General features: G+C 63.1%; 29 protein-coding genes. 11 read left to right on the top strand and 18 right to left on the bottom strand.

The features are described 5' to 3' along the window. Window positions 1–13: 13 nt before the first annotated feature. The 6 genes from JYG36_RS26050 to JYG36_RS26025 form a co-directional block, all read right to left on the bottom strand. Window positions 14–1,006: a hydrolase gene (locus JYG36_RS26050; RefSeq protein ID WP_213602733.1), complete on the bottom strand. Its 993-nt coding sequence runs from the start codon at window positions 1,004–1,006 to the stop codon at window positions 14–16. 66 nt (window positions 1,007–1,072) lie between these two features. Beyond that, window positions 1,073–2,347, bottom strand: coding sequence for a M16 family metallopeptidase (locus tag JYG36_RS26045; protein ID WP_213602731.1), 1,275 nt, complete (start codon window positions 2,345–2,347; stop codon window positions 1,073–1,075). A gap of 121 nt (window positions 2,348–2,468) precedes the next feature. Continuing rightward, a complete protein-coding gene (locus JYG36_RS26040; protein WP_213602729.1) occupies window positions 2,469–3,818 on the bottom strand; it encodes a M16 family metallopeptidase in 1,350 nt (449 codons plus the stop codon). 112 nt (window positions 3,819–3,930) lie between these two features. After that, a complete protein-coding gene (gene rsmD, locus JYG36_RS26035) occupies window positions 3,931–4,524 on the bottom strand; it encodes a 16S rRNA (guanine(966)-N(2))-methyltransferase RsmD (protein WP_045193976.1) in 594 nt (197 codons plus the stop codon). Further along, the gene (locus JYG36_RS26030) at window positions 4,524–6,023 is read right to left on the bottom strand and encodes a M16 family metallopeptidase (protein ID WP_045193975.1); all 1,500 of its coding nucleotides are present in this window, start codon (window positions 6,021–6,023) and stop codon (window positions 4,524–4,526) included. Before JYG36_RS26030 ends, rsmD begins: the two co-directional genes overlap by 1 nt. After that, the gene (locus tag JYG36_RS26025) at window positions 6,016–7,371 is read right to left on the bottom strand and encodes a M16 family metallopeptidase (RefSeq protein WP_213602727.1); all 1,356 of its coding nucleotides are present in this window, start codon (window positions 7,369–7,371) and stop codon (window positions 6,016–6,018) included. The genes JYG36_RS26030 and JYG36_RS26025 overlap by 8 nt, the downstream gene beginning before the upstream one ends. A 230-nt stretch (window positions 7,372–7,601) precedes the next feature. Between JYG36_RS26025 and ftsY the strand changes: the two genes are divergently transcribed. The 5 genes from ftsY to JYG36_RS26000 all read left to right on the top strand — a co-directional run bounded on the left by ftsY (window position 7,602) and on the right by JYG36_RS26000 (window position 12,369). Continuing rightward, window positions 7,602–9,116 (top strand): signal recognition particle-docking protein FtsY, encoded by a 1,515-nt coding sequence (gene ftsY, locus JYG36_RS26020; protein ID WP_213602725.1) that lies wholly within the window; start codon window positions 7,602–7,604, stop codon window positions 9,114–9,116. Further along, the gene (ftsE, locus tag JYG36_RS26015) at window positions 9,113–9,784 is read left to right on the top strand and encodes a cell division ATP-binding protein FtsE (protein WP_010222191.1); all 672 of its coding nucleotides are present in this window, start codon (window positions 9,113–9,115) and stop codon (window positions 9,782–9,784) included. The genes ftsY and ftsE overlap by 4 nt, the downstream gene beginning before the upstream one ends. Then, on the top strand, window positions 9,781–10,812 hold the full coding sequence (ftsX, locus tag JYG36_RS26010) for a permease-like cell division protein FtsX (RefSeq protein WP_093377228.1): 1,032 nt from the start codon (window positions 9,781–9,783) through the stop codon (window positions 10,810–10,812). Before ftsE ends, ftsX begins: the two co-directional genes overlap by 4 nt. 112 nt (window positions 10,813–10,924) lie before the next feature. Continuing rightward, entirely contained in the window at window positions 10,925–11,779 is an 855-nt protein-coding gene (gene rpoH, locus JYG36_RS26005) for an RNA polymerase sigma factor RpoH (RefSeq protein WP_038997660.1), read from the top strand. Window positions 11,780–11,859: 80 nt separating this feature from the next. Further along, window positions 11,860–12,369: a DUF1993 domain-containing protein gene (locus JYG36_RS26000; RefSeq protein WP_045193971.1), complete on the top strand. Its 510-nt coding sequence runs from the start codon at window positions 11,860–11,862 to the stop codon at window positions 12,367–12,369. A 63-nt stretch (window positions 12,370–12,432) separates the two neighbouring features. Here the strand turns inward: JYG36_RS26000 and mtgA are convergent, their stop codons facing one another. After that, window positions 12,433–13,191 carry a monofunctional biosynthetic peptidoglycan transglycosylase gene (gene mtgA / locus JYG36_RS25995; RefSeq protein ID WP_176794197.1) on the bottom strand — a complete coding sequence of 253 codons (759 nt, stop codon included), beginning with the start codon at window positions 13,189–13,191 and terminating at the stop codon, window positions 12,433–12,435. Window positions 13,192–13,225: 34 nt separating this feature from the next. Between mtgA and JYG36_RS25990 the strand changes: the two genes are divergently transcribed. The 4 genes from JYG36_RS25990 to trmB all read left to right on the top strand — a co-directional run bounded on the left by JYG36_RS25990 (window position 13,226) and on the right by trmB (window position 15,474). Then, the gene (locus JYG36_RS25990) at window positions 13,226–13,597 is read left to right on the top strand and encodes a DUF423 domain-containing protein (RefSeq protein WP_045193969.1); all 372 of its coding nucleotides are present in this window, start codon (window positions 13,226–13,228) and stop codon (window positions 13,595–13,597) included. A gap of 101 nt (window positions 13,598–13,698) precedes the next feature. After that, a complete protein-coding gene (gene thiS / locus JYG36_RS25985) occupies window positions 13,699–13,899 on the top strand; it encodes a sulfur carrier protein ThiS (RefSeq protein WP_045193991.1) in 201 nt (66 codons plus the stop codon). 48 nt (window positions 13,900–13,947) lie between these two features. Then, window positions 13,948–14,742: a thiazole synthase gene (locus tag JYG36_RS25980; RefSeq protein WP_213602723.1), complete on the top strand. Its 795-nt coding sequence runs from the start codon at window positions 13,948–13,950 to the stop codon at window positions 14,740–14,742. Window positions 14,743–14,751: 9 nt separating this feature from the next. Beyond that, a complete protein-coding gene (gene trmB, locus JYG36_RS25975; protein ID WP_045193967.1) occupies window positions 14,752–15,474 on the top strand; it encodes a tRNA (guanosine(46)-N7)-methyltransferase TrmB in 723 nt (240 codons plus the stop codon). A 44-nt stretch (window positions 15,475–15,518) separates the two neighbouring features. On the opposite strand, the gene JYG36_RS25970 is transcribed toward trmB, so the two are convergent. From JYG36_RS25970 to JYG36_RS25930, 9 genes are all read right to left on the bottom strand, one after another. Further along, complete coding sequence (locus JYG36_RS25970; RefSeq protein ID WP_010222202.1) at window positions 15,519–15,842, bottom strand: DUF3392 domain-containing protein; 324 nt, start codon at window positions 15,840–15,842, stop codon at window positions 15,519–15,521. A 9-nt stretch (window positions 15,843–15,851) separates the two neighbouring features. Further along, on the bottom strand, window positions 15,852–17,066 hold the full coding sequence (gene hemW / locus JYG36_RS25965; RefSeq protein ID WP_093377209.1) for a radical SAM family heme chaperone HemW: 1,215 nt from the start codon (window positions 17,064–17,066) through the stop codon (window positions 15,852–15,854). Beyond that, a complete protein-coding gene (gene rdgB / locus JYG36_RS25960) occupies window positions 17,063–17,659 on the bottom strand; it encodes an RdgB/HAM1 family non-canonical purine NTP pyrophosphatase (protein WP_045193965.1) in 597 nt (198 codons plus the stop codon). Before rdgB ends, hemW begins: the two co-directional genes overlap by 4 nt. After that, window positions 17,656–18,090: a DUF4426 domain-containing protein gene (locus JYG36_RS25955; RefSeq protein WP_045193964.1), complete on the bottom strand. Its 435-nt coding sequence runs from the start codon at window positions 18,088–18,090 to the stop codon at window positions 17,656–17,658. The genes rdgB and JYG36_RS25955 overlap by 4 nt, the downstream gene beginning before the upstream one ends. 24 nt (window positions 18,091–18,114) lie before the next feature. Further along, window positions 18,115–18,735 (bottom strand): methionine biosynthesis protein MetW, encoded by a 621-nt coding sequence (gene metW / locus JYG36_RS25950; RefSeq protein ID WP_038997652.1) that lies wholly within the window; start codon window positions 18,733–18,735, stop codon window positions 18,115–18,117. A 7-nt stretch (window positions 18,736–18,742) separates the two neighbouring features. After that, window positions 18,743–19,882, bottom strand: a complete 1,140-nt coding sequence (gene metX / locus JYG36_RS25945) for a homoserine O-succinyltransferase MetX (RefSeq protein WP_045193963.1) — start codon at window positions 19,880–19,882, stop codon at window positions 18,743–18,745. Between the two features lie 125 nt (window positions 19,883–20,007). Then, a complete protein-coding gene (locus tag JYG36_RS25940) occupies window positions 20,008–20,598 on the bottom strand; it encodes a YggT family protein (RefSeq protein WP_045193962.1) in 591 nt (196 codons plus the stop codon). Between the two features lie 10 nt (window positions 20,599–20,608). Beyond that, window positions 20,609–21,427, bottom strand: a complete 819-nt coding sequence (gene proC / locus JYG36_RS25935) for a pyrroline-5-carboxylate reductase (protein WP_213602721.1) — start codon at window positions 21,425–21,427, stop codon at window positions 20,609–20,611. 38 nt (window positions 21,428–21,465) lie between these two features. Continuing rightward, window positions 21,466–22,152: a YggS family pyridoxal phosphate-dependent enzyme gene (locus JYG36_RS25930; RefSeq protein ID WP_213602719.1), complete on the bottom strand. Its 687-nt coding sequence runs from the start codon at window positions 22,150–22,152 to the stop codon at window positions 21,466–21,468. Between the two features lie 66 nt (window positions 22,153–22,218). Here JYG36_RS25930 and JYG36_RS25925 point away from each other — a divergent pair, with 66 nt between their 5' ends. Next, window positions 22,219–23,247 (top strand): type IV pilus twitching motility protein PilT, encoded by a 1,029-nt coding sequence (locus JYG36_RS25925; protein WP_093377194.1) that lies wholly within the window; start codon window positions 22,219–22,221, stop codon window positions 23,245–23,247. Here JYG36_RS25925 and JYG36_RS25920 read toward each other — a convergent pair. Beyond that, window positions 23,244–23,879, bottom strand: a complete 636-nt coding sequence (locus tag JYG36_RS25920; RefSeq protein ID WP_045193958.1) for a C40 family peptidase — start codon at window positions 23,877–23,879, stop codon at window positions 23,244–23,246. The two genes, JYG36_RS25925 and JYG36_RS25920, sit on opposite strands and share 4 nt — an antisense overlap. Window positions 23,880–24,125: 246 nt before the next feature. Here JYG36_RS25920 and JYG36_RS25915 point away from each other — a divergent pair, with 246 nt between their 5' ends. Further along, on the top strand, window positions 24,126–24,545 hold the full coding sequence (locus JYG36_RS25915) for an NINE protein (RefSeq protein WP_045193957.1): 420 nt from the start codon (window positions 24,126–24,128) through the stop codon (window positions 24,543–24,545). A gap of 48 nt (window positions 24,546–24,593) precedes the next feature. On the opposite strand, the gene JYG36_RS25910 is transcribed toward JYG36_RS25915, so the two are convergent. Then, window positions 24,594–25,283, bottom strand: coding sequence for an SPOR domain-containing protein (locus tag JYG36_RS25910; RefSeq protein ID WP_038997644.1), 690 nt, complete (start codon window positions 25,281–25,283; stop codon window positions 24,594–24,596).

The following is a 25,283-nucleotide window of genomic DNA, read 5'->3' as shown; positions in this document are numbered from 1 at the left end:
AAAGCATCGCGGGTCAGTTTCCAGCCAGCCACTGCGGAATCCGCCGCTCCAGGTAATACCCCGGATTCCGCACGCTGCCATCGACAAACCCTACATGTCCGCCCCGCGCATGCAGCTCAAAGGTGGTCTGCGCCGCCAGTTCATTGGCTGCTGGCAAGCTATGGGCGAACACGAAGGGATCATCGCTGGAATGGATGATCAGCGTCGGCGTGCGGTTCTCGCCCAGAAAATACCGGCTGGAAGCACGTCGGTAGTAGTCCTTGGCATCGCTAAAGCCATTGAGCGGCGCGGTCACCCGGCCGTCGAAATCCCAGAAGGTGCGCAGGTTTTCCAGCGGCCCCAGGCGCTCCAGCGCGGCCAGCCCTTCGTGGTGGCCGTGATGCTGGAAGTGGCGCTGCTTGTCCTTCACATAAGCGAGCATGGCGCGCATGAAATGCGCCTGGTACACCCGGGAAAAACCCAGGCCGATGCGGTCGGCGCACTGGTCCAGGCGAAACGGCACCGACACCGCCACCGCCGCCTGCAACTGGCTGGCCGAGCCGGCTTCGCCCAGGTGCTTGAGCAGCACATTGCCGCCCAGCGAATAACCCACGGCATACAACGGCGCTTGCGGGCGCTGGGCGCGCAGGTGATCAATGGCTTCGGCCAGGTCTTCGCTGGCACCGGAATGGTAGCTGCGTGGCAGCAGGTTGGGTTCGCCCGAGCAGCCGCGCCAGTTCAGCGCCACGCTGGCCCAGCCACGGTCGGCCAGGGCCTGCTGCATGCCGATGACGTACGGCGAGCTGGACGAGCCGGTGAGCCCGTGCAGCACCAGCACCACCGGGGTTGTCGCTTCATGGGGGCCGTGCCAGTCGATGTCGAGGAAATCGCCATCAGCCAGCCACAGACGTTCGCGCTGGCGGCTCAGGGCCGCTGACTTGCGCCATAGTGGCCCCCAGAGCGTCTGCATGTGCGGATTGCCCAGCCCCAGGGCGGGTTTGAAGGGGCTGGGGGTTGAGGCAAACATCGTGGCGTACTCGCAGATCTGTTTCAGACAAGTGTATGTCCGGTTACTGGCAGTTGCCCGCACCGATCAGCCGGTTGCAGGCTCGATGTTCGGCAAGGCGTCTTGTTCGACCGTCGGGCCGACACTGATTTGCACCAGCTTGTCGAGCTTCAGGTGTTTTTTCAACGCGACTTTCAGCTGATCCAGGGTCAGCGCCTGGAGCTTGTCGAGAAACGCCTGGCGGTTGTCCAGCGGCAACTGGTTGACCCCGGTGTGGGTCAGGATATCGCTGATCTGCTGGTTGCTCACTGAACCCAACAGGTAGCTGCCGCGCAGCTTGTGCTTCGCGCCTTCAACCTCCTGCGCGGTCGGCCCCTGTGCGGCGTAGTCTGCAAGTAATTGCTCGAGCAACGCCATGCTGGCATCGCGGTACCTGGCCTCGACCGCAGTGGTAAAGGTCCAGAGGCCGCTGGCAGGGTGCTGGATCAGCTTTGATCTGGCGCCATAGGTCAAACCACGTTGGCTGCGCAGTTCATCGAACAGGCGCGAAGTCGCACCGGGGCCGCCCAGAATCAGATTGGCCAGGGTCAGCGCCGGTGCATCGGCATGGTGCACGTTGATGCCGGGTATGGCAAACAACAACAGCGCCTGGCTGCCCGAATGCTCAAGGTGATAGATCTCCGACTCGAAAGCAGCGGGCACGGGTAAAGGTGAGAGTGCCGGCCCGTCGGGCAGTGCTGACGAAACTTGAAGCGCAATGGCTTGAGCCTGCTCAAGCGAAAGGTCACCGACCAGGGTGATCAGTGCATTGCCCGCAGCGAACGCTTGCTGGTGAAATGCGCGGATATCGGCAATGGTCAGCGATTCAATTGCCTGCCTGGTGCCGGTGCTGTTCGTCGCATAGGGGTGATTGGCGTAAGCATGTTGGTAAAGCAGGTCGGTGGCCCTGTAGTTCTGGAACTCCTGGCGTTGTATGAGCTGGCTGGTGAGCTGATCCTTGATCGCCTGCAGCTTGTCATCGGCAAGTTGCGGTTTGCCGAGCACACCTGTCAGCAAGCCGACGGCTTTGCTGCTGTGCTCCTGGCTGCTGAGGCTGCGCAGGGTTACGGCCAGGCTGTCTCGCCCGGCCTGCTTGTGAAACTGTGCGCCGACCGCATCGAAGCCTTCGGCAACCTGCAGGGCATCGTACTGGCCTGCGCCCTCATCGAGCATGCCCAGGGTGAGTTGTGCCAGGCCTGCTGCGCCATCATCGCGGGCGCTGCCGGCAGCGAATACAACCTGCAGGTCAAACATCGGCAAATGGTTGTTCTGCACAAACAACACCTGGCTGCCCTGAGGCGTGTGCCACGATTCGATCGGCAATTGAGGGATGCTTGTCAGGGGGGCGGTGGATTTCAGGGATTGCAGCTCAGCCGCAGCGCTCTGGGCGTATGCAGTGACAGATGCTATCAACAGGACGATCGGTAAAAGGTTTCTCCTGAACTTATTCATCATCGGCCTCCTTGGCCTGCAGGTAGGCGACCGTAAGCCGTTCGCGGGTGAAGTAGGTGTTGGCAGCCTGCTGTAGTTGTTCAGGCGTTATTCGCGCCAGGTCGTCGGCATCATTGTCCAGTTGAGCGGCTGGCAAGCCGCTGCCGAGCAGGGCAGCCAAGTCGCCGGCCTGATAGTCGAGGGTGTCGCGGGCGAAGGTGTTTTCTGCCAGCAGCAGTGTTCGCGCCCGGGCAAGTTCGTCAGGTTCGGGAGGGTTTTTTTTCAGTGCCTGCAGTTGTGCCCAGATCGCCGCTTGCAGTTCGTCCAGTGGTCTGGGCTGAACGGTATTGATTGAAGCCTGGATCTCGAACAGGTTATCGCCCCTGGCCACCGGGTCGTAGCTGACTTCAGGGCGTGTCAGCAGAGTTTGCTGGCGCTCCAGCCGGGTGCTGAGGCGGGCGCTCAAGCCTTTGCCCAGCAGGGCCGAAAGCAGGCGCAAGGCATGTACGTCGGTTGCCGACGCTGCGCTGGCATAGGTCGGCACGTTGAAGGCCATGACCAGGGTTGGCGTACTGACATCTTCGTAGACCGTAACCTGACGGGGGCCGGGGGCAGCGGTCTGAAGGGGCTTCTTAATGAACGGCAGGTCTTGGCGGGGGAAACCGGCAAAATACTTTTCAACCTCGCGTTTCACCGCATCACGCTGTACATCGCCAACGATGATCAGCGTGGCATTGTTGGGCGCGTACCAGGTGCGATACCAGGCGCGCAGTTCTTCGTTGTGCATGCGCTGCAGATCGCTCATCCAGCCGATCACCGGGGTGTGATAGCTGCTTTGCGGGTAGGCAATGGCCTGCAGTTGCTCAAAGAGCCTTAGCAATGGATCGCTATCGACATTCTCTCGCCGCTCAGCCTTGACCGCTTCGATCTCGCGAACGAACTCGTGTTCGCTGAGCACTGCGCCTTTGAGCAGATCGGCATTGAGCTCCAGCGCTACAGCCAGCCGATCACTGGGGAGCGTCTGATGATGCACGGTGAAGTCACGGAGGGTGTAGGCGTTGTCCTCGCCGCCCAGGCGTTCGATGATCTGTGAGAGCTGACCCGGGGCGGTCTTGGCACTGCCTCGGTAGAGCAGGTGTTCGAGGGCGTGGGACAAACCGGACTGCCCGGGGTACTCATGGCTCGAACCGACCTTGACCAGCATATGTGTGGTGACCACGGGCGCCCGGCGGTCTTCGCTGATGACTACGTGCAGGCCGTTGTCGAGGGTGAACTCATGGCGAATGGAGGGTTCGGCCAGGGCCTGGCCGGATAGCAGAAACAGGCCGAGCAGGCTGCTCCTGAGGGAGGTGCGTCGATCCATGACAGTGGTCCTTGTGGTTGAAAACAAGGCGCACGATCAAGCAAGCGTAAAGGTGAAAGGCGTTAGATATTTAGCGGGCACGACCCGGCGGCGGCCGGGTCGTGCTGATTGCTTAGCCGCGCTGCCAGAGTGCGTAGTAGACCTGGCCGGCCTTTTTCTCGCGGTGCAGGCGCCAGTTGCCGGGCAACTGCAAGGTCGATGGCGGGGTTTCGCTCTCGGTGTAGATCCAGGCGTTTTCGGCCAGCCACTGACGCTCTTCAAGCAGGGCGCAGGTGGTCGGCAGCAAGCCCTGGTTGAACGGCGGATCGAGGAACACCAGGTCGAAGGCCAGCTTCGGCTCACCCTGCAGGTAGCGCTGGGCGTCGGTCTGGATCACCTGGCCGCGAGGGCAGCGCAGGGTCTCGAGGTTCTGCCGCAGGCTGGCGATGGCCGCCGGGTTGCTGTCCAGGGCCACGGAATCGCCCGCGCCACGGGACAGCGCTTCGAGGTACAGGGCGCCGCTGCCGGTGTAGGCGTCGAGCACCTTGGCTCCTTCGATGTGCGGGGCAAGCCAGTTGAACAGGGTCTCGCGGACCCGGTCCGGGGTTGGGCGCAGGCCCGGCGCGTCAGGGAAGCCCAGGCGCCGGCTGCGCCATTCGCCGGCAATGATGCGCAGCTGGCCCTGGCCGTGGTGCGGCTTGGCCGGTTTTGCGGATGGACTGGCCATTAATGCTCCGGTACGCCAAGCGGTTGCTCGGCGGGTTTGTCAGTGGGCGGCGGCAAGGGTTTTTGCGGCACGCTTGGCCCGGCGGTGACGATAACCATCTTGTCAGCGGCCAGGTGTTTGTTCAGCGCTGCCTTGACCTGTTCAGTGGTCAGTTGCTGGGACTGCTGCATGTAGTCTTCCAGCCAGGTCAGTGGCAGGTTGTAGAAGCCGATGGCACCCAGTTGGCCAACGATGCTGGCGTTGCTGGCATTGGACAGCGGGAAGCTGCCGGCCAGTTCCCGCTTGGCGTCGTCCAGCTCAGCCTGGCTCGGGCCGCTCTTGAGGTAGTCGGCGAGGATGTCCTGGACCAGCTTGAGGGTGCCTTCGCTGAGCTCGGCACGGGTCTGCAGGTTGATCATGAACGGGCCACGCACCTGCATCGGGCTGAACACCGAGTATACGCCGTAGGTCAGGCCGCGTTTCTCGCGCACTTCGCTCATCAGGCGGGTGCCGAAGGTGCCACCCCCGAGGATCTGGTTGCCCAGCGACAACGCCGGGTAGTCCGGATCGTTACGATCAATGCCCAGTTGCGCGAGCATCAGGTGGGTCTGCTTGGACGGGAAGTCAATGTGGGTTGCGCCGGCCTTGGGTTCGCTTGGCTGGGCCACTTTGGCCAGGGCCGGGCCTTTTGGCAGGGCCGAGGACACCTGTGCGGCAATGGCTTCGGCTTCGCTGCGGCTCAGGTCGCCGACCAGGGCGATCACCGTATTGCCAGCGGCATAGGCCTTGGCGTGGAAGGCACGCAGTTGCTCCAGGGTGATCGGCGCAATGCTCTTGGCGGTGCCGTCACTCGGGTGGGCATAGGGGTGGGTGCCGTACAGGCGCTCGAACAGCTCGATGCTGGCCAGCTTGCCGGGGTTCTGCTTCTGGTATTCGAAGCCGGCCTGCATCTGGTTCTTGATGCGCGCCAGGGCGTCCTGCGGGAAGGTCGGCTTGCCGACCACTTCGGCGAACAGCTTGAGCGCAGGTTCGCGCTTGTCGGCCGCGCTCAGGCTGCGCAGCGAGGCCACGGCCATGTCGCGGTAGGCGCCGTTGCCAAAGTCGGCGCCCAGGCCTTCGAAGCCTTCGGCAATGGCGGTGACGTCCTTGCCGGCCACGCCTTCGTTGAGCATGGCGTTGGTCAGGGTCGCCAGCCCCGGGGCATCGCCGTCCTGGCTACTGCCGGCGGCGAAAGTCAGGCGCAGGTCGAACATCGGCAGCTCGCGGGCTTCGACGAACAGCACGCGGGCGCCTTCGGCGGTGTTCCAGGTCTGGATGTTCAGTTGCCGGCGGCTTGGCGCCTTGCCATCCAGCTCGGCCAGCGATTGCAGGGTGTTGGCCGCCTTGGCTTCGGTGACCGCAGCCGGTTGCGCGGCGTTATCCGATTGCGCAGGTTTGGCCAGGAAGAACGCCAGCAGGCCAATCAGCAACAACAGGCCCAGGCCGATCAGGGTGTAGCGGGGTGCGCTGCGTTCACTCATGAGCGTTCTCCTCGGGCAGTACATGGGCAACGCTCAGGCGTTCATGGGTGAAATAAGTACGGGCGGCGTTCTGGATGTCGGCCGGGGTCACGCTTTTGAGCTCGTCCAGCTCGCTGTCGATCAGTTTCCACGACAGGCCGACGGTTTCCAGTTGGCCGATGGCGGTGGCCTGGCTGCTGATCGAGTCACGGTCGTAGACCAGCCCGGCGATGACCTGGGCACGTACGCGCTCAAGCTCTTCAGCCGACGGCGGGGTGGTTTTCAGCTCGTCGAGCAGCTTCCAGATACCGGCTTCGACGTCGGCCAGGGTCTTGTGCTTTTGCAGGTTCGGCATGGCCGAGATCACGAACAGGCTGTCGCCGCGGGTGAACGGGTTGTAGCTCGACGACGCCCCGGTGACCAGCTCCTGGCCGCGCTCCAGGCGGCTTGGCAGGCGCGCGCTGTAGCCGCCGTCGAGCAATGCCGAGATCAGCCGCAGGGCGTGCACGCTGCGCGGGTCCTTGGCGGTGGCCAGGCCCGGGGTGTTGAAACCGTAGATCAGGCTCGGCAGCTGGGTTTGCACATGCAGGGTGGTTTCCCGCAGGCCCGGCTCGGCCAGTTCGAGTGGCAGCTTGGCCGGTGGCACCGCGCGTTTCGGGATGGCGCCGAAGAAGCGCTGGGCCAGGCCCTTGACCTCGTCGACGGTGACATCGCCAACCACCACCAGGGTGGCGTTGTTCGGCACGTACCAGGACTCGTACCAGTGGCGCAGTTCCTCGACCTTCATGCGGTCAAGGTCTGCCATCCAGCCGATGGTCGGGGTGCGGTAGCTGCTGGCCGGAAAAGCCATGGCGCTGAACAGCTCGAAGGCCTTGGCGTTGGGCTGGTCGTCGGTGCGCAGGCGGCGCTCTTCCTTGATGACCTCGATCTCGCGGCTGAACTCGTCGGCCGGCAGGCGCAGGCTGGCCATGCGGTCGGCTTCAAGCTCCAGGGCCACCGGCAGGCGGTCGCGGGCCAGTACCTGGTAATAAGCGGTGTAGTCGTCGCTGGTGAAAGCGTTCTCTTCGGCGCCCAGGTCGCGCAGGATGCGCGAGGCTTCGCCAGGGCCGAGCTTCTCGCTGCCTTTGAACATCATGTGTTCCAGGGCATGGGAAAGGCCGGTCTGGCCCGGTGATTCGTAGGTCGAACCGACCTTGTACCAGATCTGCGAGACCACCACCGGCGCCCGGTGGTCCTCGCGCACGACCACTTTCAGGCCGTTGTCGAGAATGAATTCGTGGGTGGGTTGCGTATCGGCGGCGAAGGCCGCGAACGGCAGACAAACTGTGCTGAGCAACAGGCCAGCGGCGCGGCGGGCTAGAGCATTCATACGTTGTTTAACCTGTAGGACTGCCCGCGTGGTCTTAGCGTCGGCGGGCTTGGAGGTGCTAGGATACTGATCCGGTTGCCTGAGGACCATGCCTGTCATGGAACCAGCCCGAAGGCTTGATGACAAAATGCTGCGCAAGAACGAGCCGGATTAAAAGTAGACTGTTCTGCGTTAAAAGAATTTAAGAAGCGCCGCAGTGGCGCATCGCTACCCTGAGATAGCCGTCTTCCATGTTTGGTTCCAACGACGACAAAAAGACGCCGGCCGCGGCTGGTGAAAAGAAAGGCCTGTTCGGCTGGTTGCGCAAAAAACCGCAGCAACCCGTAGCCGAACAGCCGCAAAACCCCATTCCGGCTGAAGCGGAGCAACCGGCTGCGTTGCCGGTCGAAACGCCGGCTGCCGTTGCCCCGGTCGAGGTGGCTGCAGCACCTGTTGTTGCGCCTGCACCGGTTGCTGTTCCAGAGCCCGCTGCCGTTGCGCCCGTTGCGGCGCCGGTCGAGGTCCAGCCCGCAGCGCCCGTCGGCCTGGTGCTGCCCGTGCCGGAAGAGCCGGTTGCCCTGGTCGCCGACCTTGAGCCACACACACCGCCGCCGATTCCGCCGCGCCAGGAGCCTGCTCCCGCGCCAGTGGTTGAGCCAGTGTTCATCGCGCCTGAGCCGGTGGTGGTTGCACCTGAGCCGGTTGTAGCGCCGGAACCAGTGGTAGTGCCCGAACCCGAGCCTGTACCTGTAGTTGCTGCTGTTGCAGCGCCAGTTCCGGTTGCCGAGCCAGCCCCGGCCGAGCCAGCCGCACCTGTGCGCAGCGAAGAGAGCAAGGGCGGCTTCTTTGCCCGCCTCAAGCAGGGCCTGTCGAAGACCAGCGCCAGCATTGGCGAAGGCATGGCCAGCCTGTTCCTCGGCAAGAAGGCCATCGATGACGACCTGCTTGATGAAATCGAAACCCGCCTGCTGACCGCCGATGTTGGCGTCGAAGCCACCTCGGTTATCGTCCAGAGTCTGACCCAGAAGGTCGCGCGCAAGCAGCTGGCCGACAGCGACGCGCTGTACAAGTCGCTGCAAGACGAGCTGGCCGACCTGCTCAAGCCGGTCGAGCAACCGCTGCACATTCAAGCCCAGAGCAAGCCGTTCGTGATCCTCGTGGTCGGCGTCAATGGCGCCGGCAAGACCACCACCATCGGCAAGCTGGCGAAGAAGCTGCAGCTTGAAGGCAAGAAGGTCATGCTCGCCGCGGGTGACACCTTCCGCGCCGCAGCGGTCGAGCAGTTGCAGGTCTGGGGCGAGCGTAACCAGATCCCGGTCATCGCCCAGCACACCGGTGCCGATTCGGCTTCGGTTATCTTCGACGCCGTGCAAGCCGCCAAGGCCCGTAACATCGATGTGCTGATCGCCGACACCGCCGGCCGCCTGCACACCAAAGACAACCTGATGGAAGAGCTGAAGAAGGTTCGCCGGGTCATTGGCAAGCTCGATGCCGACGCGCCGCACGAGGTGCTGCTGGTGCTCGACGCCGGTACTGGCCAGAACGCCATCAACCAGGCCAAGCACTTCAACCAGAGCGTTGAACTGACCGGCCTGGCCCTGACCAAGCTCGACGGTACCGCCAAGGGTGGGGTGATCTTTGCCCTGGCCAAGCAGTTCGGCCTGCCGATCCGCTATATTGGCGTGGGCGAAGGGATTGACGATCTGCGCACCTTCGAAGCCGAACCCTTCGTGAAAGCACTGTTTGCCGAGCGGGAGCATCCATGATTCGATTCGAACAGGTCGCCAAGCGCTACCCCAATGGTCACGTTGGCCTGCATGAGTTGAGTTTTCGGGTGCGTCGGGGCGAATTCCTGTTCGTGACCGGCCATTCCGGCGCCGGCAAAAGTACTCTGCTGCGCCTGCTGCTGGCCATGGAACGCCCTACCAGCGGCAAGCTGCTGCTGGCCGGGCAGGACCTGGGGCAGATCAGCAACGCGCAAATCCCGTTCCTGCGCCGGCAGATCGGCGTGGTGTTCCAGAACCACCAGTTGCTGTTCGACCGTACCGTATTCAACAACGTCGCCCTGCCGCTGCAGATCCTCGGCTTGTCCAAGGCCGAAGTGGCCAAGCGGGTCGACTCGGCGCTCGAGCGCGTGGCCCTGTCGGACAAGGCCGAGCTGTACCCGGGTGACCTGTCTACCGGCCAGCAGCAGCGCGTCGGCATTGCCCGCGCCATCGTTCACCGCCCGGCCTTGCTGCTGGCGGACGAACCCACCGGTAACCTCGACCCGCGCCTGGCCGCGGAGATCATGGGCGTTTTCGAAGATATCAACCGCCTGGGCACCAGCGTACTGATCGCCAGTCACGACCTGGCGCTGATCGCGCGCATGCGCCATCGCATGCTGACCCTGCAGCGCGGCCGCTTGATCGGCGATGGGGAGGCCGGGCAATGAGTGCGACACGCAGTCCCAAGGTTTCCGAGCGGGTAGCGCCAAAAGCCGCTGACCCTGCGCCGGAAAAGAAAAAAACCGGCGGCGGCCACGACGATGACGGCCCGGATTTCCGTACCCTGCTGCACGCCTGGCTGGAAAGCCACCGCTCAAGCCTGCTCGACAGCCTGCGGCGCCTGGGCAAGCAGCCGATCGGCAGCTTCTTTACCTGCCTGGTGATGGCCGTGGCCCTGAGCCTGCCCATGGGCCTGTCGTTGCTGCTGAGCAACGTCGAGCGCCTGGGTGGCTCGTGGCAGCGCGCGGCGCAGATTTCCCTGTACTTGAAGCTCGATGCCAGCAGCCACGACGGCGAAGCCTTGCGCGAGCAGATCAAAGGTTTGCCAGGGGTTGCCGAGGCCGAATACGTCAGCCGCGAGCAGGCCCTCAACGAGTTCCAGCAGCAGTCCGGCCTGGGCGAAGCCCTGCGCGAACTGCCGGAGAACCCGTTGCCTGGGGTCGTGGTGGTGACTCCCGCAGAGGTCGACAAGCCGGCGCTGGAAGCCCTGCGTCAGCGCCTGGCCGAGCTGCCCAAGGTCGAAGCCGCGCAACTGGACCTGGTGTGGGTCGAGCGCCTGGCGGCGATTCTCAAACTGGGCGACCGCTTTGTCTTCGGCCTGACCGTCTTGCTGGTCTCGGCGCTGCTTTTGGTAATTGGTAACACAATTCGCCTGCACATCGAGAACCGCCGCACCGAGATCGAGGTGATCAAGCTGGTCGGCGGCACCGACAGCTATGTGCGCCGGCCTTTCCTGTACATGGGCGCCTTGTATGGCCTGGGTGCCGGGGTATTGGCCTGGGGCGTGCTGGCGTTTGGCCTGAACTGGCTGAACGACGCGGTTATCGGGCTCTCCGGGCTGTACGGCAGTGATTTTGCCTTGGCCGGGGTTCCGTCAGCCGATGGTCTGTCCCTCTTGCTTGGGGCGGTGTTGTTAGGGTATATCGGTGCTTGGATTGCGGTCGCCCGCCACTTGAGCGAGCTTGCACCGCGATAGTGTCTTTTTGCTGGTATTGACTCTTTTCATTTTTAGGGAACTTGTTTCGCGGTTCCCGGTCAATGTTGGCAGTGCCTTTGGCACGAGTTTAGTGAGTCGGAGGTTTTTTCGTATGACCACTTCGTTGCAACCTGCCTATGCCCTGGTTCCCGGCGCAAACCTGGAAGCCTATGTGCACACGGTCAACAGCATTCCATTGCTGACGCCCGAGCAGGAGCGTGAACTGGCCGAGAGTCTCTACTATGAGCAGGATCTTGGGGCGGCTCGGCAGATGGTGCTCGCCCACCTGCGTTTTGTTGTACACATCGCTCGCAGCTATTCCGGCTACGGGCTGGCCCAGGCCGACCTGATTCAGGAAGGCAACGTTGGCCTGATGAAAGCGGTCAAGCGCTTCAACCCGGAAATGGGCGTGCGCCTGGTGTCCTTTGCAGTGCACTGGATCAAGGCCGAGATTCACGAGTTCATCCTGCGTAACTGGCGCATCGTCAAGGTGGCGACCACCAAGGCCCAGCGCAAGCTGTTCTTCAACCTGCGCAGCCAGAAAAAACGCCTAGCCTGGCTGAACAACGATGAAGTTCATCGTGTCGCCGAAAGCCTGGGTGTCGAACCGCGTGAAGTGCGTGAAATGGAGAGCCGCCTGACCGGTCAGGACATGGCCTTCGACCCGGCCAGTGAAGCCGACGACGACAGTGCATTCCAGTCGCCGGCCAACTACCTGGAAGACCACCGTTACGACCCTGCGCGTCAACTGGAGGATGCCGACTGGAGTGACAACTCCACCAGCAACCTGCACGAAGCCCTGCAAGGCCTGGATGACCGCAGCCGCGATATTCTCTATCAGCGCTGGCTGGCCGAGGAAAAGGCCACCCTGCATGACCTGGCCGAGAAATACAGCGTGTCCGCCGAGCGGATCCGCCAGCTGGAAAAGAACGCGATGAACAAGGTCAAAGCCTTGATCGCGATCTGAGCCGCGAAACGGCAATACCCAAAAAGCCCCGACGTGTCGGGGCTTTTTCATGATTCTCCGCCACCCTTGTCGAGACTGCTATGACCATTTCCTTGTATGCCGCTTCTGTTCCTGTCTTCAAGCAAATGCTCAACGCCTTGAGTGATGTGCTGAACAAGGCCGAAGCTCACGCCACGGCGAAAAACATTGATCCAAGCGTTTTCCTCCAGGCTCGCCTGTATCCGGATATGTTTCCGCTGGTTCGCCAGGTGCAGATCGCTGTTGATTTCGCCAAGGGCGTTTCGGCGCGCCTGGCTGAGGTCGAGTTGCCGAAATACGATGACAGCGAAACCACCTTTGCCGAGCTGCAAGCGCTGATCAGCAAGGTCCTGGCTTTCCTGGACGGCATTGCGCCGGCGCAGATCGACGGCAAGGAAGGCATTGAAATCGTGACCCGTCCGGGCACGCCGAAAGAGAAGCGCTTCAGTGGCCAGGCCTATTTGCTGACCTACGGCCTGCCGCAATTCTTCTTCCACGTCACCACCACCTACGCAATCCTGCGTCACAACGGTGTAGAAGTGGGCAAGCGTGACTACATGGGCGCGTTCTAAAACGTTTACCCAGTAATGGGCATGCAGTAAAAACCCGGCAAAGCGTGCGCTTTGCCGGGTTTTTTATTGCTTCCAAGGTGCCCGACGTGGGCTGTCCAGCTGGGCCAGGTAGCTGTTACCGCCGAGCTGGCGCATCTGCTGGCGAATCCAGCCTGCGCGTCGCGCCACATAAGTGCTGGGCCGGCTGGCGCTCCAGTTCAGCGGGCTGGGCAGCACCGCAGCCAGCAGGCTGGCCTGCTGGCGCGAAAGCTGGCTGGCATCGACGCCGAAGTGGTGCCGGGCGGCCGCCTGTGCACCAAACACGCCTTCGCCCCACTCGGCGCTGTTGAGATAGACCTCAAGAATCCGCTCTTTCGACCATAGCAGCTCGATCAGTGCGGTGAACCAGGCTTCGAGCCCCTTGCGCAACCAGCTACGGCCGGCCCAGAGGAACTGGTTCTTGGCCACTTGCTGGCTCAAGGTGCTGGCGCCGCGGATGCTGCCGCCGCGCTCGTTATGGGCCAGCGCCGCCTGGATGGCGTTGAAGTCAAAGCCCCAGTGGTTGGCGAACTTCTGGTCTTCGCCAGCAATCACAGCCACTTTCAGCTCATCGGAGATTCGCTCCCACGGCTCCCAGTCCCGTTGCAAGTCGATCGGCTGGCCATCGACCCAGGACTCGACCTTGCGCTCGACCATCAGGGCGGTGCCGGGCGGCGGCACCCAGCGAAACACCAGCACCAGCAGGGCGCTGCCTGCGGCAAACCACAGCAGGGCACGGGTGAGGCGACGGAAAATGGAAGACAGCATAGGCGATGGCTTGGCCGAAGCGATGGAGCGGGCCATTATACAGACCCTGTGCTGACTAGGAGTCTTCCCAATGCTGCGTAGTTTTCTGCTGCTTTCGGCGTTTTTCGGCTTTACCGGCGTGGCCCTGGGCGCCTTTGCTGCCCATGGCCTCAAGGGCCGGCTGAGCAGCGAATACCTGGCGATCTTTCATACCGGCGTCACCTACCAGCTGGTACACGCCCTGGCCCTGCTCGCGGTAGCAGTGCTGTCGGTGCACCTGCCCGGGCGTCTGGTCGGGTGGGCCGGTGGTCTGTTCACCCTGGGGATCCTGCTGTTTTCCGGTAGCCTGTATGTGCTGACCCTGAGCGGCATCGGCAAGCTCGGTATCATCACTCCCTTTGGCGGCCTGGCGTTTCTCGGCGGATGGCTGTGCCTGGGCCTTGCAGCCTGGCGCCTGAGCTGACCCGCGAGTCCGGATCGAGACGAATGGCGCGGCCCGGCCTTGGGTTTGCGCCCTGATCAGGGCTAGAATGCGGGCCCCTAAAAATAATGGCGGCCGTGCGCATGCGCATTCAACTGAACGGTGAACCTTTCGAATTGCCCGATGGCGAAAGCGTCGCGGCCCTGCTCAACCGGCTTGACCTGGCGGGTCGCCGGGTGGCGGTCGAACTCAACCTGGACATCGTGCCGCGCAGCCAGCACGACGTCACCACGCTGAACGACGGCGACCAGGTTGAAGTGGTGCACGCCATTGGCGGCGGCTAGGCCTTCGCGCTTCACCTGCAAGTCCCTCAACCTTCAAGAGGATTACCGATGAGCAACGTACGTAGCGACAAGCCCTTCACCCTGGCCGGTCGTACCTTCCAGTCGCGCCTGCTGGTTGGCACCGGCAAGTACCGTGACCTGGAAGAAACCCGCCTGGCCATCGAGGCCTCCGGCACCGAGATCGTCACGGTTGCCGTGCGCCGCACCAACATCGGCCAGAACCCGGGCGAACCGAACCTGCTCGACGTGCTGCCGCCCGATCGCTACACCATCCTGCCGAACACCGCTGGCTGCTATGACGCGGTCGAAGCCGTGCGCACCTGCCGCCTGGCCCGTGAGCTGCTCGATGGCCACAACCTGGTCAAGCTCGAAGTACTGGCCGACCAGAAGACCCTGTTCCCCAACGTGATCGAGACCCTCAAGGCCGCCGAAGTGCTGGTCAAGGACGGTTTCGACGTGATGGTCTACACCAGTGACGACCCGATCATTGCCCGCCAGCTGGCCGAAGCCGGTTGCATCGCGGTAATGCCACTGGCCGGGCTGATCGGTACGGGCCTGGGGATCTGCAACCCGTACAACCTGCAGATCATCCTCGAAGAATCGAAAGTCCCGGTGCTGGTCGATGCCGGTGTCGGTACCGCGTCCGACGCCACCATCGCCATGGAAATGGGCTGTGAGGCGGTGCTGATGAACTCGGCGATCGCGCACGCACAGCAGCCGGTCATGATGGCCGAAGCCATGAAACACGCCATTGTCGCTGGCCGCCTGGCTTACCTTGCCGGGCGTATGCCGAAAAAACTCTATGCCAGCGCGTCGTCGCCGCTGGATGGTCTGATCAAGTAAGAGCCCCTGATGACCGAATCGCAAGAAACGCCGATCACCACCGAAGGCGAAGAGCGCCAACACCGCCGCATCAAGAGTTTCGTGATGCGCGCCGGGCGCATGACCGAAGGCCAGCAGCGCGGCCTGGACCAGGGTGGGCCGCTGTTCATCCTGCCCCTGGCCGAGAGCCCGGTGGACTACGACCAGGTCTTCGGCCGCTCGGCGCCGCGTACCCTGGAGATCGGCTTCGGCATGGGCCACTCCCTGCTGGAAATGGCTGCTGCCGCGCCGGAGCAGGACTTCATCGGTGTCGAAGTGCACCGTCCGGGTGTCGGTGCGCTGCTCAACGGCGTGCTGACCCAGGGCCTGAAGAACCTGCGGGTGTATGACTGCGATGCCATCGAAGTGCTGAACAAGTGCGTGGCTGACAACAGCCTCGACCGGCTGATGCTGTTCTTCCCCGACCCTTGGCACAAAAGCCGTCACCACAAGCGTCGCATCGTCCAGCCGGAGTTCGCGCAGCTGGTGCGCAGCAAGCTCAAGGTGGGGGGCGTGTTCCATATGGCCACCGACTGGGAGCCCTATGCCGAATACATGCTGGAAGTGATGAACGTCGCCCCGGGTTATCGCAACCTGGCCGCCGACGGCAAGTGCGTAGAGCGTCCGGCCGAGCGCCCGATCACCAAGTTCGAACGCCGCGGCGAGCGGCTTGGGCATGGGGTGTGGGATCTGAAGTTCGAAAAACTGGCGTAGGTGATGTCAATCGCGGGGCAAGTCGGGTCGCCCCGCGATGCTTTTCAGCGCCGATCGGCAACCACGCCAATCAACACCAGCACAATCAGCAACACCGGCGCCAACGCATAGTTGTTGAACTGTGCCAGCCCCTTCACCACCCACGGGGTGGCATAGATCAATGCCGCACCGCTGCCGATCATCACCAGCAAGGCCATGAACGGTACGCGCAAGGCGCCTGCAAGGCCGCCCAGGCGTTGTTCGACCCAGCCTTTGATATCGGTGCCAAACAGCACCAGCAAACAGCCCACCAAGGCCAGGGAAATCTCCGACAGGTTGCTGCGACTCCAGCGGGAAACGGTCGAGAGCAGGTCGAGTACCAGGTCCATTCGCAATCCTTAGGTCAAGAAATACTGCAGCAGGTCGTTGAGGAACAACTGGCCACGCGCGGTAGCGACCAGTCGCGTCGGTTCGACCTGCAAAAGCCCTTTTTGTTCGGCTTCCCGCCGCGCCGCCGCCAGTTGCTCCAGGGGCAGGCCGGTACGCTGGCTGAACAGCTCGATGTCTACGCCCTGGGTCAGGCGCAGGGCGTTCATCAGGAACTCGAAGGGCAGCTCGTCCACTGGCAGCAGCTTTTCGCCGGCCTTGAAGGGCTTGGCCGGGTTCAGGTAGTCCTTGGGCAGCCGCGTCTTCCAGGTGCGCAGGATCCGTCCGTCGGGGTGGCTGAGTTTGCCGTGGGCGCCGGCGCCGATGCCGATGAAGTCGCCAAAGCTCCAGTAGTTGAGGTTGTGCCGCGCGGCGCGGCCCGGCTGGGCGTAGGCCGAGACTTCGTACTGGGCGTAGCCGTGGCTGGCCAGCAGGGCCTGGCCGGCTTCCTGGATGTCCCAGAGGATGTCGTCTTCGGGCAGCAGTGGCGGCTGGTTCCAGAACACCGTGTTCGGCTCCAGGGTCAACTGGTACCAGGACAGGTGCGTGGGGTTCAGCGCAATCGCCTGGCGCAGGTCGCCCAGGGCGTCGTCCAGCGTCTGGTCAGGCAGGCCATGCATCAGGTCGAGGTTGAAGTTGTCGAAGCCGGCATTGCGCGCCATGTCGGCGGCGCGAATCGCTTCGTCACCGTTGTGGATGCGACCCAGGGCTTCGAGCTTGGCCTGCTGGAAGCTCTGGATGCCGATCGACAGGCGATTGATGCCCAGTTGCCGGTAGGCCTTGAACTTCTCTTGCTCGAAGGTCCCAGGGTTGGCTTCGAGGGTGATCTCGATGTCGCTGGCAAACGGGATGCGTTGCTCCACACCGACCAGCAAGCGCCCCAGCGCGCGGGCGCTGAACAGGCTCGGGGTGCCGCCGCCAAAGAAGATCGAGCTGATCGGGCGGCCATGGACGTTGCCCAGCTCCTGGTCGAGGTCGGCGAGCAGGGCGTCGACGTAGGCTTCTTCCGGCAGTTCGGGGGTGGCGGCGTGGGAGTTGAAGTCGCAGTACGGGCATTTACGCACGCACCAGGGGATATGGATGTACAGCGCCAGGGGCGGCAGCTGTGGCAGGGCCGCCCGCGGTGCTTGGGAAGTAAAGCCAGCCTCGCCCAGGTGCAGTGGCTGTGCCGGCGAATGCTCGGTCATGCCAGGCCCAGACGTTGACGCAACAGGCTCATGGCGCGGGCACGGTGGCTGATCTGGTTCTTGTCGGCAGGGCTCAGCTCGGCGCTCGAGCAATCGCGCTCCGGCACCCAGAACAGTGGGTCATAGCCAAAGCCGTGCTCGCCGCTGGCCTGGGTCAGGATGCGCCCGTGCCACAGGCCTTCGCAGAGGATCGGCAGCGGGTCGTCGGCATGCCGGACCAGGGCCAGGACGCAGACGAACTGGGCGCCGCGCTGCTCCTGCGGGACGTCCTTGAGCACGTCGAGCAACTTGGCGTTGTTGGCCGCATCGCCTTTGCCATCGGCATAACGAGCGGAGTAGATGCCCGGCGCGCCGCCGAGAAAGTCCACCGCCAGGCCCGAATCATCGGCCAGCGCCGGCATGCCGGAAATGCGCGCGGCATTGCGCGCCTTGAGGATGGCGTTTTCGACGAACGACAGGCCGGTTTCTTCCGGCTCGACGCTGCTGAATTCGCCAATGGAACGCAGTTGCACGGTGTCACCGAGCATGGCCTGCAGTTCCTTGAGTTTGCCGGCGTTATGGCTGGCCAATACGATTTGCTGAAAAGTCATCATTCGCCTGGAAAAAGCTCTTGGTTGAAGCTGATGGTTTCGGTCTTGCCACCAATGCCAACGTCGATGGTGAAGGTCCGGGTTTCCTGTTGTTCAACAGGGAACTGGGCGATGTAGTAGATGGCGCCCTGTTCGGTGATCTGCTTGAACTTCAACGGCACCGAGTTGCTGGTCAGGTCCTTGACGGTGCCGCTGACCTGGGTGACCAGTGGCTTGCCAGCCTTGATCACCGAGACGTTGATCACGCCCTGGTTCTTGCTGCGCACCAGTTCCGCAGCCTTGGCAATATCTGGTTGCAGGAAGGTCGAAATGAAAGTGCTGTAGTGCACCGTGGTGTCACCGAACACTTCCTGGCGCTCGCCCTTGATGGCATCGGCGGCGACCGCCGTCACACTCAGGCAGGCAGTCAGTAAAAAACTCAACAAGCGGCCCATGATCGTTCTCCTCCGGTGTGCGGGTTAAACCGCGACCTTGTGTTCGGTAAGGCCGGGGCTGCTGACACGGTAAATGCCGATCTCACCTAGAAGATTAGGCCATAGCTTGCTCGCCCACCCGTGGCGGTGCAAATGGTCGACCGCCAGGCGGTCGAGGACCTGGGCGCGGCGTTCGCTGCACAGGGCCTCGAAGTCTTCGAAGGTACAGAAGTGGATGTTCGGCGTGTTGTACCAGGTATACGGCATGAAGTCGGAAACCGGCATGCGACCTTTGGTCGCCAGGTACCAGCGGCAGCGCCAGTGGCCGAAGTTGGGAAAGGTGATGATGCACTGGCGGCCGACGCGCAGCATTTCGTCGAGAATGCGGTCGGGGTATTCCACGGCCTGCAGGGCCTGGGTCATGACCACCACGTCGAAACTGTTGCTGGCAAAGTTGCCCAGGCCCTTGTCGAGGTCCTGCTCGATGACGTTGACGCCCTTGGCCACGCACTGGGCGATGTTGTCGGGGTCAATTTCCAGGCCGTAGCCGGCCACCTGCTTGTGGTCGCGCAGCGACGCCAGCAGTTCACCGGTACCGCAACCGAGGTCGAGTACCCGGCTGCCGGCGGGGATCCAGTCTTGGATGATTTCCAGGTCGGCTCTCATAGGCTCCTCAGCAGACGATGCGGTTCATGTAGTTCGTGAATCCCGTGATGTAGCGCGGGGTCGGGATCAGGAAGGCATCGTGGCCATAGGGCGAATCGATATCCAGGTAGCAGACGTTCTTGCGCGCGGCGATCAGCGCATCGACGATCTCCCGCGAGCGTGCTGGCGAGAAGCGCCAGTCGGTGGTGAACGACATCACGCAGTAATCCGCGGTGACATGCGCAAGAGTCGCTGCCAGGTCGCCGCCGTGGCTGGCAGCCGGGTCGAAGTAATCCAGTGCCTTGGTCATCAGCAGGTAGGTGTTGGCGTCGAAACGCCCGGAGAACTCCTCGCCCTGATAGCGCAGGTAGCTTTCAACCTGGAACTCGACGCTGTGGAAGTCGTAGTTGAGCTTGTCGCTTTTCAGCTCGCGGCCGAATTTCTCGCCCATGGAGTCATCGGACAGGTAGGTGATGTGCCCGACCATGCGCGCCAGCATCAGGCCGCGCTTGGGGATCACGCCCTGATCCTGGAACGAGCCGCCGTGGAATTCCGGGTCGGTGAGGATGGCCTGGCGTGCCACCTCGTTGAAGGCGATGTTCTGTGCCGAGAGCTTGGGTGCCGAGGCGATGTCCAGGCAATGACGCACGCGATCGGGGTAGGTGATGGTCCACTGCAGCGCCTGCATGCCGCCCAGGCTGCCACCGACGACGGCGGCCCATTGTTGGATACCCAGGCGATCGGCCAGGCGCGCCTGGCTGTGCACCCAGTCTTCCACGGTCAGTACCGGGAAATCGGCGCCGTAGGGCTTACCGGTGAGCGGGTTGATGCTGCTGGGGCCGGTGCTGCCGTTGCAACCGCCAAGGTTGTTGAGGCTGACCACGAAGAAACGATTGGTATCGATCGGCTTGCCGGGGCCGATGCAACTGTCCCACCAGCCCGGCTTGCGATCGTCGGGGCTGTGGTAGCCGGCGGCATGGTGATGGCCGGACAACGCATGACAGATCAGCACGGCGTTGCTGGCGCTGCTGTTGAGCGTGCCGTAGGTTTCGTAGATCAGTTCATAGGCGGCCAGCGAGCGACCGCAGGCCAGCGCCAGCGGCTCGCTGAACTGTGCCAGTTGCGGTGTTACCAGACCGACCGAATCTTCGGGAAAGACAGTGGACATCGACCCTGCTCACGCTTGAATGAGGCGTAAGTCTAAAGACCACTGCGAAGTGCGGCAAGGAAAGCATCGCGGGTCAAGCCCGCTCCTACAGAAGTGCTGTGGGAGCGGGCTTGCCCCGCGAGTGATCAGACCAGCAGTCGCAGAATCTCCGGCATCCCGCTCATCGCCGCCAGGTTGTTGATCACCAGCATGTCGATCAGCTTCAGCGCCATGAACGCCAGGATCGGAGAGATATCCAGGCCGCCGAGGTTCGGCAGGATGCGGCGGAACGGCGCCAGAAACGGGTCGCAGATCTGGTTGATCAGCTCGGCGCCCGGGTTGTGGCTGCCCGGCGCGACCCACGAGAGGATCACGCTGATGATCAGGGCGAAGAAGAAAATCTTCAGAAACAGCGCGGTCACGCCAATGATCGACCAGACCAGCAATTGCAGCGGGTTGCCGGTGGTGCCGTAGGCCAGCAGCAGGGTCAGGCCCATCACCAGCAGCTGGATGATGATCGCCAGCAGCAGCGACGACATGTCCAGGCCGAACAGGCTCGGTATCACCCGGCGCATCGGCTTGAGCAGCGGTTGGGTGGCGCGTACGGCGAACTGGCTGAGCGGGTTGTAGAAGTCCGCGCGCACCAGTTGCAGGACAAAGCGCAGCACCACGATCAGCAGGTACAGGCTGCCGAGGGTCTGCAGCACATAGATTGCAGCGGTGTTCAATCCGATCATCTTCGGCTCCTTAGTTGCCCAGTTGTTCAGCCATTTCGGCCGAGCGGTGCGCAGCGGCACCCAGCGCCTGTTCCACCAGCGCTTCGAATCCATTGGCCTGGAACGACTTGATCGCCGCTTCCGTGGTGCCGGCCGGTGAGGTGACCCGACGGCGCAGTTCGGCGGCGTCAACATCGCTGCTGACCGCCATGTGCGCAGCGCCCAGGGCGGTTTGCAGGGTCAGCTTGGCGGCGGTTTCTCGTGGCAGGCCGAGTTTCTCGCCGGCGGCGGTCATGGCCTCGATCAGCAGGAAAAAATACGCCGGGCCACTGCCGGACACCGCAGTCACGGCATCCAGCTGTTGTTCGTTGTCCAGCCACAGGGCGATGCCCACGGCCGACAGCAGTTGCTCGGCCTGCTGGCGCTGGGCCGGCGAAACCTCGGCGGTGGCGAACAGGCCGCTGACGCCCTGGCGCAGCAGCGCCGGGGTGTTGGGCATGCAGCGCACGATCGGCTGGGCGCCGAGCCAGCTGTTCATGCTCGCGCAGGTGATCCCGGCGGCGATCGAGACGGCCAGTTGCTCGGGCTTGAGCTTGGGCTTGAGCGCTTCGCACACGGCTTTCATCGCCTGTGGCTTGACCGCCAATACCACCACATCGGCGCCTTCGATGGCCTGGGCGTTGTCGGCGAACATCTCGATGCCGTGCTCGGCATGGATTTTCGCCCGCTGCTCGGCGCCCGGATCGCTGGCGCGGATCTGCGAAGCTTCCAGGCCCTGGGCGCGCAGGCCGCCGATCAGGCTGGCAGCCATGTTGCCGGCGCCGATAAAGGCAATACGAGTCTTGCTCATGTCAGGTCCTTGATAGGGAAAGAGGGAAAAAGCATGGGTCAGGGCTGGCCGTAGTCGCGGGCACCGAACAGCGCGGTGCCGATGCGCACCCAGGTCGCGCCCTGGGCAATCGCGGCTTCCAAGTCATGACTCATGCCCATGGACAGGGTGTCGAGGGGTAACTGAAGGTTCGCCTGCAACTCGCGAACCCGGGCGAAGGCCGCTTGTTGGGCGGCCTCGTCGTCGGTCGGCTCGGGAATCGCCATCAACCCGCGCAGGCGCAGGCGTGGCAGCGCGGCGATGGCGCTGGCCAGGGCCGGCAGCTCTTCGGGCGTGCAGCCAGACTTGCTGGCTTCGCCACTGACGTTGACCTGCAGGCAGATGTTCAGCGCTGCAAGGTTGTCAGGGCGTTGCTCGGACAGGCGTTGGGCGATTTTCAGACGGTCCACGGAATGTACCCAGTCAAAGTGCTCGGCAATCGCACGAGTCTTGTTCGACTGAATGGGGCCGATGAAGTGCCAGGTCAAGGGCAGGTCGGTCAATTCGCCCTGTTTGTTCAGGGCTTCCTGCAGGTAGTTCTCACCGACATCGCGCACCCCGGCGGCGAAGGCTTCGCGCACGGCAGCGGCGGGTTTGGTCTTGCTCACGGCCAGCAGCTGCACGGCCGCAGGCTCGCGCCCGGCGGCCAGCGCGGCGGCACGGATGCGTGCGGCGAGCGTGGAAAGGTTGTCTGCTATGGTGGACATTGATCGATGCCAGCGGCTCTTTGGGTCTGCGGCATTCTACCTGCTTGGCGGCCTTTGGGGAGTCTCATGGATGTGACTGAACTGCTGGCGCTGGCTGTGCAAGCCGGTGCCAGTGACCTGCACCTGGCGGCGGGCGAGGTGCCGGCGCTGCGTTTTGGGGGGCGTTTGCGGCCGCTGGAGCTGGCGGCGCTGACGCCGCAAGACATGGACGAAATGCTCGGGCAGGTAATGTCCGCGGCGCAGCAAAAGGATTTTGAAACACATCTGGATATCGACTTTGCCTTTGCCGTGCCAGCATTGGCGCGCTTTCGGGTCAATGCTTTCCAGCAACTGCATGGCGCCGCTGCAGTGCTGCGGGTGATTCCGGCGCAGGTCAGCAGCCTGGCAGAACTCGACCTGGGGGATGTGTTTCGGCAAATTGCCGAGCTGTCGGGCGGGCTGGTGCTGGTTACCGGGCCCACAGGGTCGGGCAAATCGACCACCCTGGCGGCTCTGGTCGATCACCTGAACCGTGAGCGGGCGCTGCACATCGTCACCCTCGAGGACCCCATCGAATTTATCCACAGCTCGCAGCGCAGCCGCATCAGCCAGCGCGAGATCGGCCGGCACACCCGGGGTTTTGCCCAGGCCTTGCGCGCAGCATTACGTCAGGACCCGGATGTGATCATGCTCGGTGAACTGCGCGATCCGCAGAGCATTCGCCTGGCCCTGACTGCAGCGGAAACCGGGCACCTGGTGCTGGCCACGGTGCATACCGGCTCGGCGGCTAAAACCATTGACCGCCTGGTGGATGTGTTCGCCGCCGAAGAGAAGCAACTGGTACGCGCCATGCTCGCCGAGTCGCTGCAGGCAGTGGTCTCGCAGGTTCTGGTGGAGAAGGTTGGCGGCGGCCGGCTGGCAGCCCACGAGATACTCCTGGCAACGCCTGCGGTGCGCAACCTGGTGCGCGAGGGCAAGGTGGCGCAGATTTATTCGGCGATACAGACAGGCGGGGCACAGGGGATGCAGACCCTCGACGCGTGTCTGCAGGGCCTGGTGCGTCAAGGGCTGGTCAGCCCTGAAAGCGCCCGGGAGCGGGCGCCGGGGCGTTTCTAGCGTTTAGCCAGGGCCAGTTGCTGGCTTTTTGGTAAGACACGTTTGGCAACCACGTAACGGCTGTTCCAGTACGGCTTGTTCAGGGTGTCGATGCTTACCCGTTTGCCAGTGCGCGGCGCGTGGATGAAGCGGTCGTTGCCCAGGTAGATGGCGACGTGGTTGACCCGGCGGCTCTTGATGTTGAAGAAGATCAGGTCGCCGGGCTTGAGGTCGTTGCGATCGACTTTTATGCCGTGGCCGCTGGCCATGGCGTTGGAGGTGCGGGGCAGGTCGACTTCATCGATGTCGTTGAAGGCGTACTTGACCAGGCCGCTGCAGTCAAAGCCCTTGCTCGGGCTGCTGCCGCCCCAGCGATACGGGGTGCCGAGCACGTTGACCGCGCGGCTGAGCACATCGCTGCTCTGCTGCGGCGACATGGCCGCGGCAACCGGCAGCGGTTTGCCCGGGCGAGCGCTGCGCTTGGGGCTGTGCTGGACTTTGTTGCTGCTGACGTTCTTGTGTGGACGCGCAGCAGTGGAATTGGAGGTGTACCCGGAGAAACCGTTGGGTAACCGTTGCTCACGATTGGTGGCGTGGGCAGCCAGTGGCAATAATAGGCAGATGGTCAGCCATGTCTTGAAAAAAGGACGCATAGGCAGGGCTCTGGTTGGTTAGCGCGCAACTTTATAACAGCTTTTTGATCAAATTCTGATCCGTTGGTCGATTCCAGGGGGCGGCAAAAACCGGCAGAAGCGGCGATTGGCCTGCATTCGAAAGGCGCGGGCCAGACAGGATAGGGGTTTGCGGCGGGTAGGGTGGCAAATGACCACACGTCGGCTTGCCACAGAAAAGTCACATTTTTCTTTAGAAAATTTATCGATAACCCACAGGGGCTATGAATGAACAGTTATCAACAGGGCGGTCAGCTACACGACACCCACAGCAAGGTGATCGGTTATCTGCTGTGGATTTTCGGCTTCACCGGTTCGCACCGCTTCTACTATGGCAAGCCGGTCACTGGCACGATCTGGTTCTTTACCCTGGGCCTGCTCGGCATCGGCTGGTTGATCGACCTGTTTCTGATTCCGGCGATGGACCGCGAAGCCGACCTGCGCTTTCAGCCGGGCCCACTGGACTACAGCCTGGCGTGGATCCTGCTGACCTTCCTCGGGGTGTTTGGCGTGCACCGCATGTACCAGGGCAAGTGGATCACCGGCCTGATCTACCTGTGCACCGGCGGGTTATTCCTGGTGGGGGTGCTGTATGACTTCTGGACGCTCAATACCCAGGTGTCACTGGCCAACGCCCAGCGGCGTTAAGGCCTGAAGCCTTGTCGCAGTGAATGCGACAAGGCTTTTACGGCGAGGTTACTGGCGGGTCTGGCGCTGCTGCAACAACAGGTTGCTGAAGCCGCTGCCGGCCAGTTGCTTCTGCGCCACGGTCAGCTGCTCACGGTTGCTGAACGGGCCAACCAGCACGCGGTACCAGGTTTCTTCCTTCACCGTGCCGGACTCCACCTTGACCGCCTGGCCGAGCAGGATGATCTGCGCGCGGACCTTGTCGGCGTCGGCCTGCTTGCGGAACGAGCCGGCCTGCAGGAAGAACTGGGTGGTCGCCGCCGGCTTGATCACCGGTGGTGCAGGTGGTGGCGTTTGGCCCATCAACGCGGCCTGGGCACGAGCGGTGTCGATCTTCGCCGCTTCCGCCGGGGTGACCGGAGGTTGCGCCGGCACCGGCGGGGTTTTCTCCGGCACCGCTTCAGGCGGCACGATCACTTCCGATTCCGGCAGCAAGGTATAGAAGTCGTACTTGGGCTTCACCGGCTGCTGCGGGCTTGGTGCGGTCTTGTTGGCTTCGGCGACCTTCTCGGCCTTCTGCTGCTCGGGCTTGGTGCGCTTGACCTCGCCGTTGCCAGGCTCAAGCTTCATCAGAAACACGACAAAGGCGCCCACCGACAAGCCGATTGCCAGCCACAGCCAGCCCGGGATCGGCTGCTTGGCAGGTGCCTGATAGCGACTCGCGCCGCGCTTGGGTGCGGGTTTTTTCTTGGCAGCCAA

It is taken from the genome of Pseudomonas sp. SORT22, from assembly GCF_018417635.1.
Taxonomy (GTDB): Bacteria; Pseudomonadota; Gammaproteobacteria; order Pseudomonadales; family Pseudomonadaceae; genus Aquipseudomonas.
This window is presented reverse-complemented; position numbering and strand designations above follow the sequence as displayed.

Bases quoted from the DNA above. Each gene is read 5' to 3' on its own strand.
- JYG36_RS26040 (WP_213602729.1), bottom strand. From the start codon at position 3,818: ATGGATCGACGCACCTCCCTCAGGAGCAGCCTGCTCGGCCTGTTTCTG.
- JYG36_RS26050 (WP_213602733.1), bottom strand. From the start codon at position 1,006: ATGTTTGCCTCAACCCCCAGCCCCTTCAAACCCGCCCTGGGGCTGGGC.
- hemW (WP_093377209.1), bottom strand. From the start codon at position 17,066: ATGACCGAGCATTCGCCGGCACAGCCACTGCACCTGGGCGAGGCTGGC.
- ftsY (WP_213602725.1), top strand. From the start codon at position 7,602: ATGTTTGGTTCCAACGACGACAAAAAGACGCCGGCCGCGGCTGGTGAA.
- rpoH (WP_038997660.1), top strand. From the start codon at position 10,925: ATGACCACTTCGTTGCAACCTGCCTATGCCCTGGTTCCCGGCGCAAAC.
- ftsX (WP_093377228.1), top strand. From the start codon at position 9,781: ATGAGTGCGACACGCAGTCCCAAGGTTTCCGAGCGGGTAGCGCCAAAA.
- proC (WP_213602721.1), bottom strand. From the start codon at position 21,427: ATGAGCAAGACTCGTATTGCCTTTATCGGCGCCGGCAACATGGCTGCC.
- JYG36_RS25990 (WP_045193969.1), top strand. From the start codon at position 13,226: ATGCTGCGTAGTTTTCTGCTGCTTTCGGCGTTTTTCGGCTTTACCGGC.
- rdgB (WP_045193965.1), bottom strand. From the start codon at position 17,659: ATGATGACTTTTCAGCAAATCGTATTGGCCAGCCATAACGCCGGCAAA.
- JYG36_RS26030 (WP_045193975.1), bottom strand. From the start codon at position 6,023: ATGAGTGAACGCAGCGCACCCCGCTACACCCTGATCGGCCTGGGCCTG.
- JYG36_RS25980 (WP_213602723.1), top strand. From the start codon at position 13,948: ATGAGCAACGTACGTAGCGACAAGCCCTTCACCCTGGCCGGTCGTACC.
- metX (WP_045193963.1), bottom strand. From the start codon at position 19,882: ATGTCCACTGTCTTTCCCGAAGATTCGGTCGGTCTGGTAACACCGCAA.
- JYG36_RS25925 (WP_093377194.1), top strand. From the start codon at position 22,219: ATGGATGTGACTGAACTGCTGGCGCTGGCTGTGCAAGCCGGTGCCAGT.
- JYG36_RS25955 (WP_045193964.1), bottom strand. From the start codon at position 18,090: ATGGGCCGCTTGTTGAGTTTTTTACTGACTGCCTGCCTGAGTGTGACG.
- JYG36_RS26000 (WP_045193971.1), top strand. From the start codon at position 11,860: ATGACCATTTCCTTGTATGCCGCTTCTGTTCCTGTCTTCAAGCAAATG.
- mtgA (WP_176794197.1), bottom strand. From the start codon at position 13,191: ATGGCCCGCTCCATCGCTTCGGCCAAGCCATCGCCTATGCTGTCTTCC.
- JYG36_RS26025 (WP_213602727.1), bottom strand. From the start codon at position 7,371: ATGAATGCTCTAGCCCGCCGCGCCGCTGGCCTGTTGCTCAGCACAGTT.
- metW (WP_038997652.1), bottom strand. From the start codon at position 18,735: ATGAGAGCCGACCTGGAAATCATCCAAGACTGGATCCCCGCCGGCAGC.
- JYG36_RS25930 (WP_213602719.1), bottom strand. From the start codon at position 22,152: ATGTCCACCATAGCAGACAACCTTTCCACGCTCGCCGCACGCATCCGT.
- JYG36_RS25970 (WP_010222202.1), bottom strand. From the start codon at position 15,842: ATGGACCTGGTACTCGACCTGCTCTCGACCGTTTCCCGCTGGAGTCGC.
- JYG36_RS25940 (WP_045193962.1), bottom strand. From the start codon at position 20,598: ATGATCGGATTGAACACCGCTGCAATCTATGTGCTGCAGACCCTCGGC.
- ftsE (WP_010222191.1), top strand. From the start codon at position 9,113: ATGATTCGATTCGAACAGGTCGCCAAGCGCTACCCCAATGGTCACGTT.
- thiS (WP_045193991.1), top strand. From the start codon at position 13,699: ATGCGCATTCAACTGAACGGTGAACCTTTCGAATTGCCCGATGGCGAA.
- trmB (WP_045193967.1), top strand. From the start codon at position 14,752: ATGACCGAATCGCAAGAAACGCCGATCACCACCGAAGGCGAAGAGCGC.
- rsmD (WP_045193976.1), bottom strand. From the start codon at position 4,524: ATGGCCAGTCCATCCGCAAAACCGGCCAAGCCGCACCACGGCCAGGGC.
- JYG36_RS25920 (WP_045193958.1), bottom strand. From the start codon at position 23,879: ATGCGTCCTTTTTTCAAGACATGGCTGACCATCTGCCTATTATTGCCA.
- JYG36_RS25915 (WP_045193957.1), top strand. From the start codon at position 24,126: ATGAACAGTTATCAACAGGGCGGTCAGCTACACGACACCCACAGCAAG.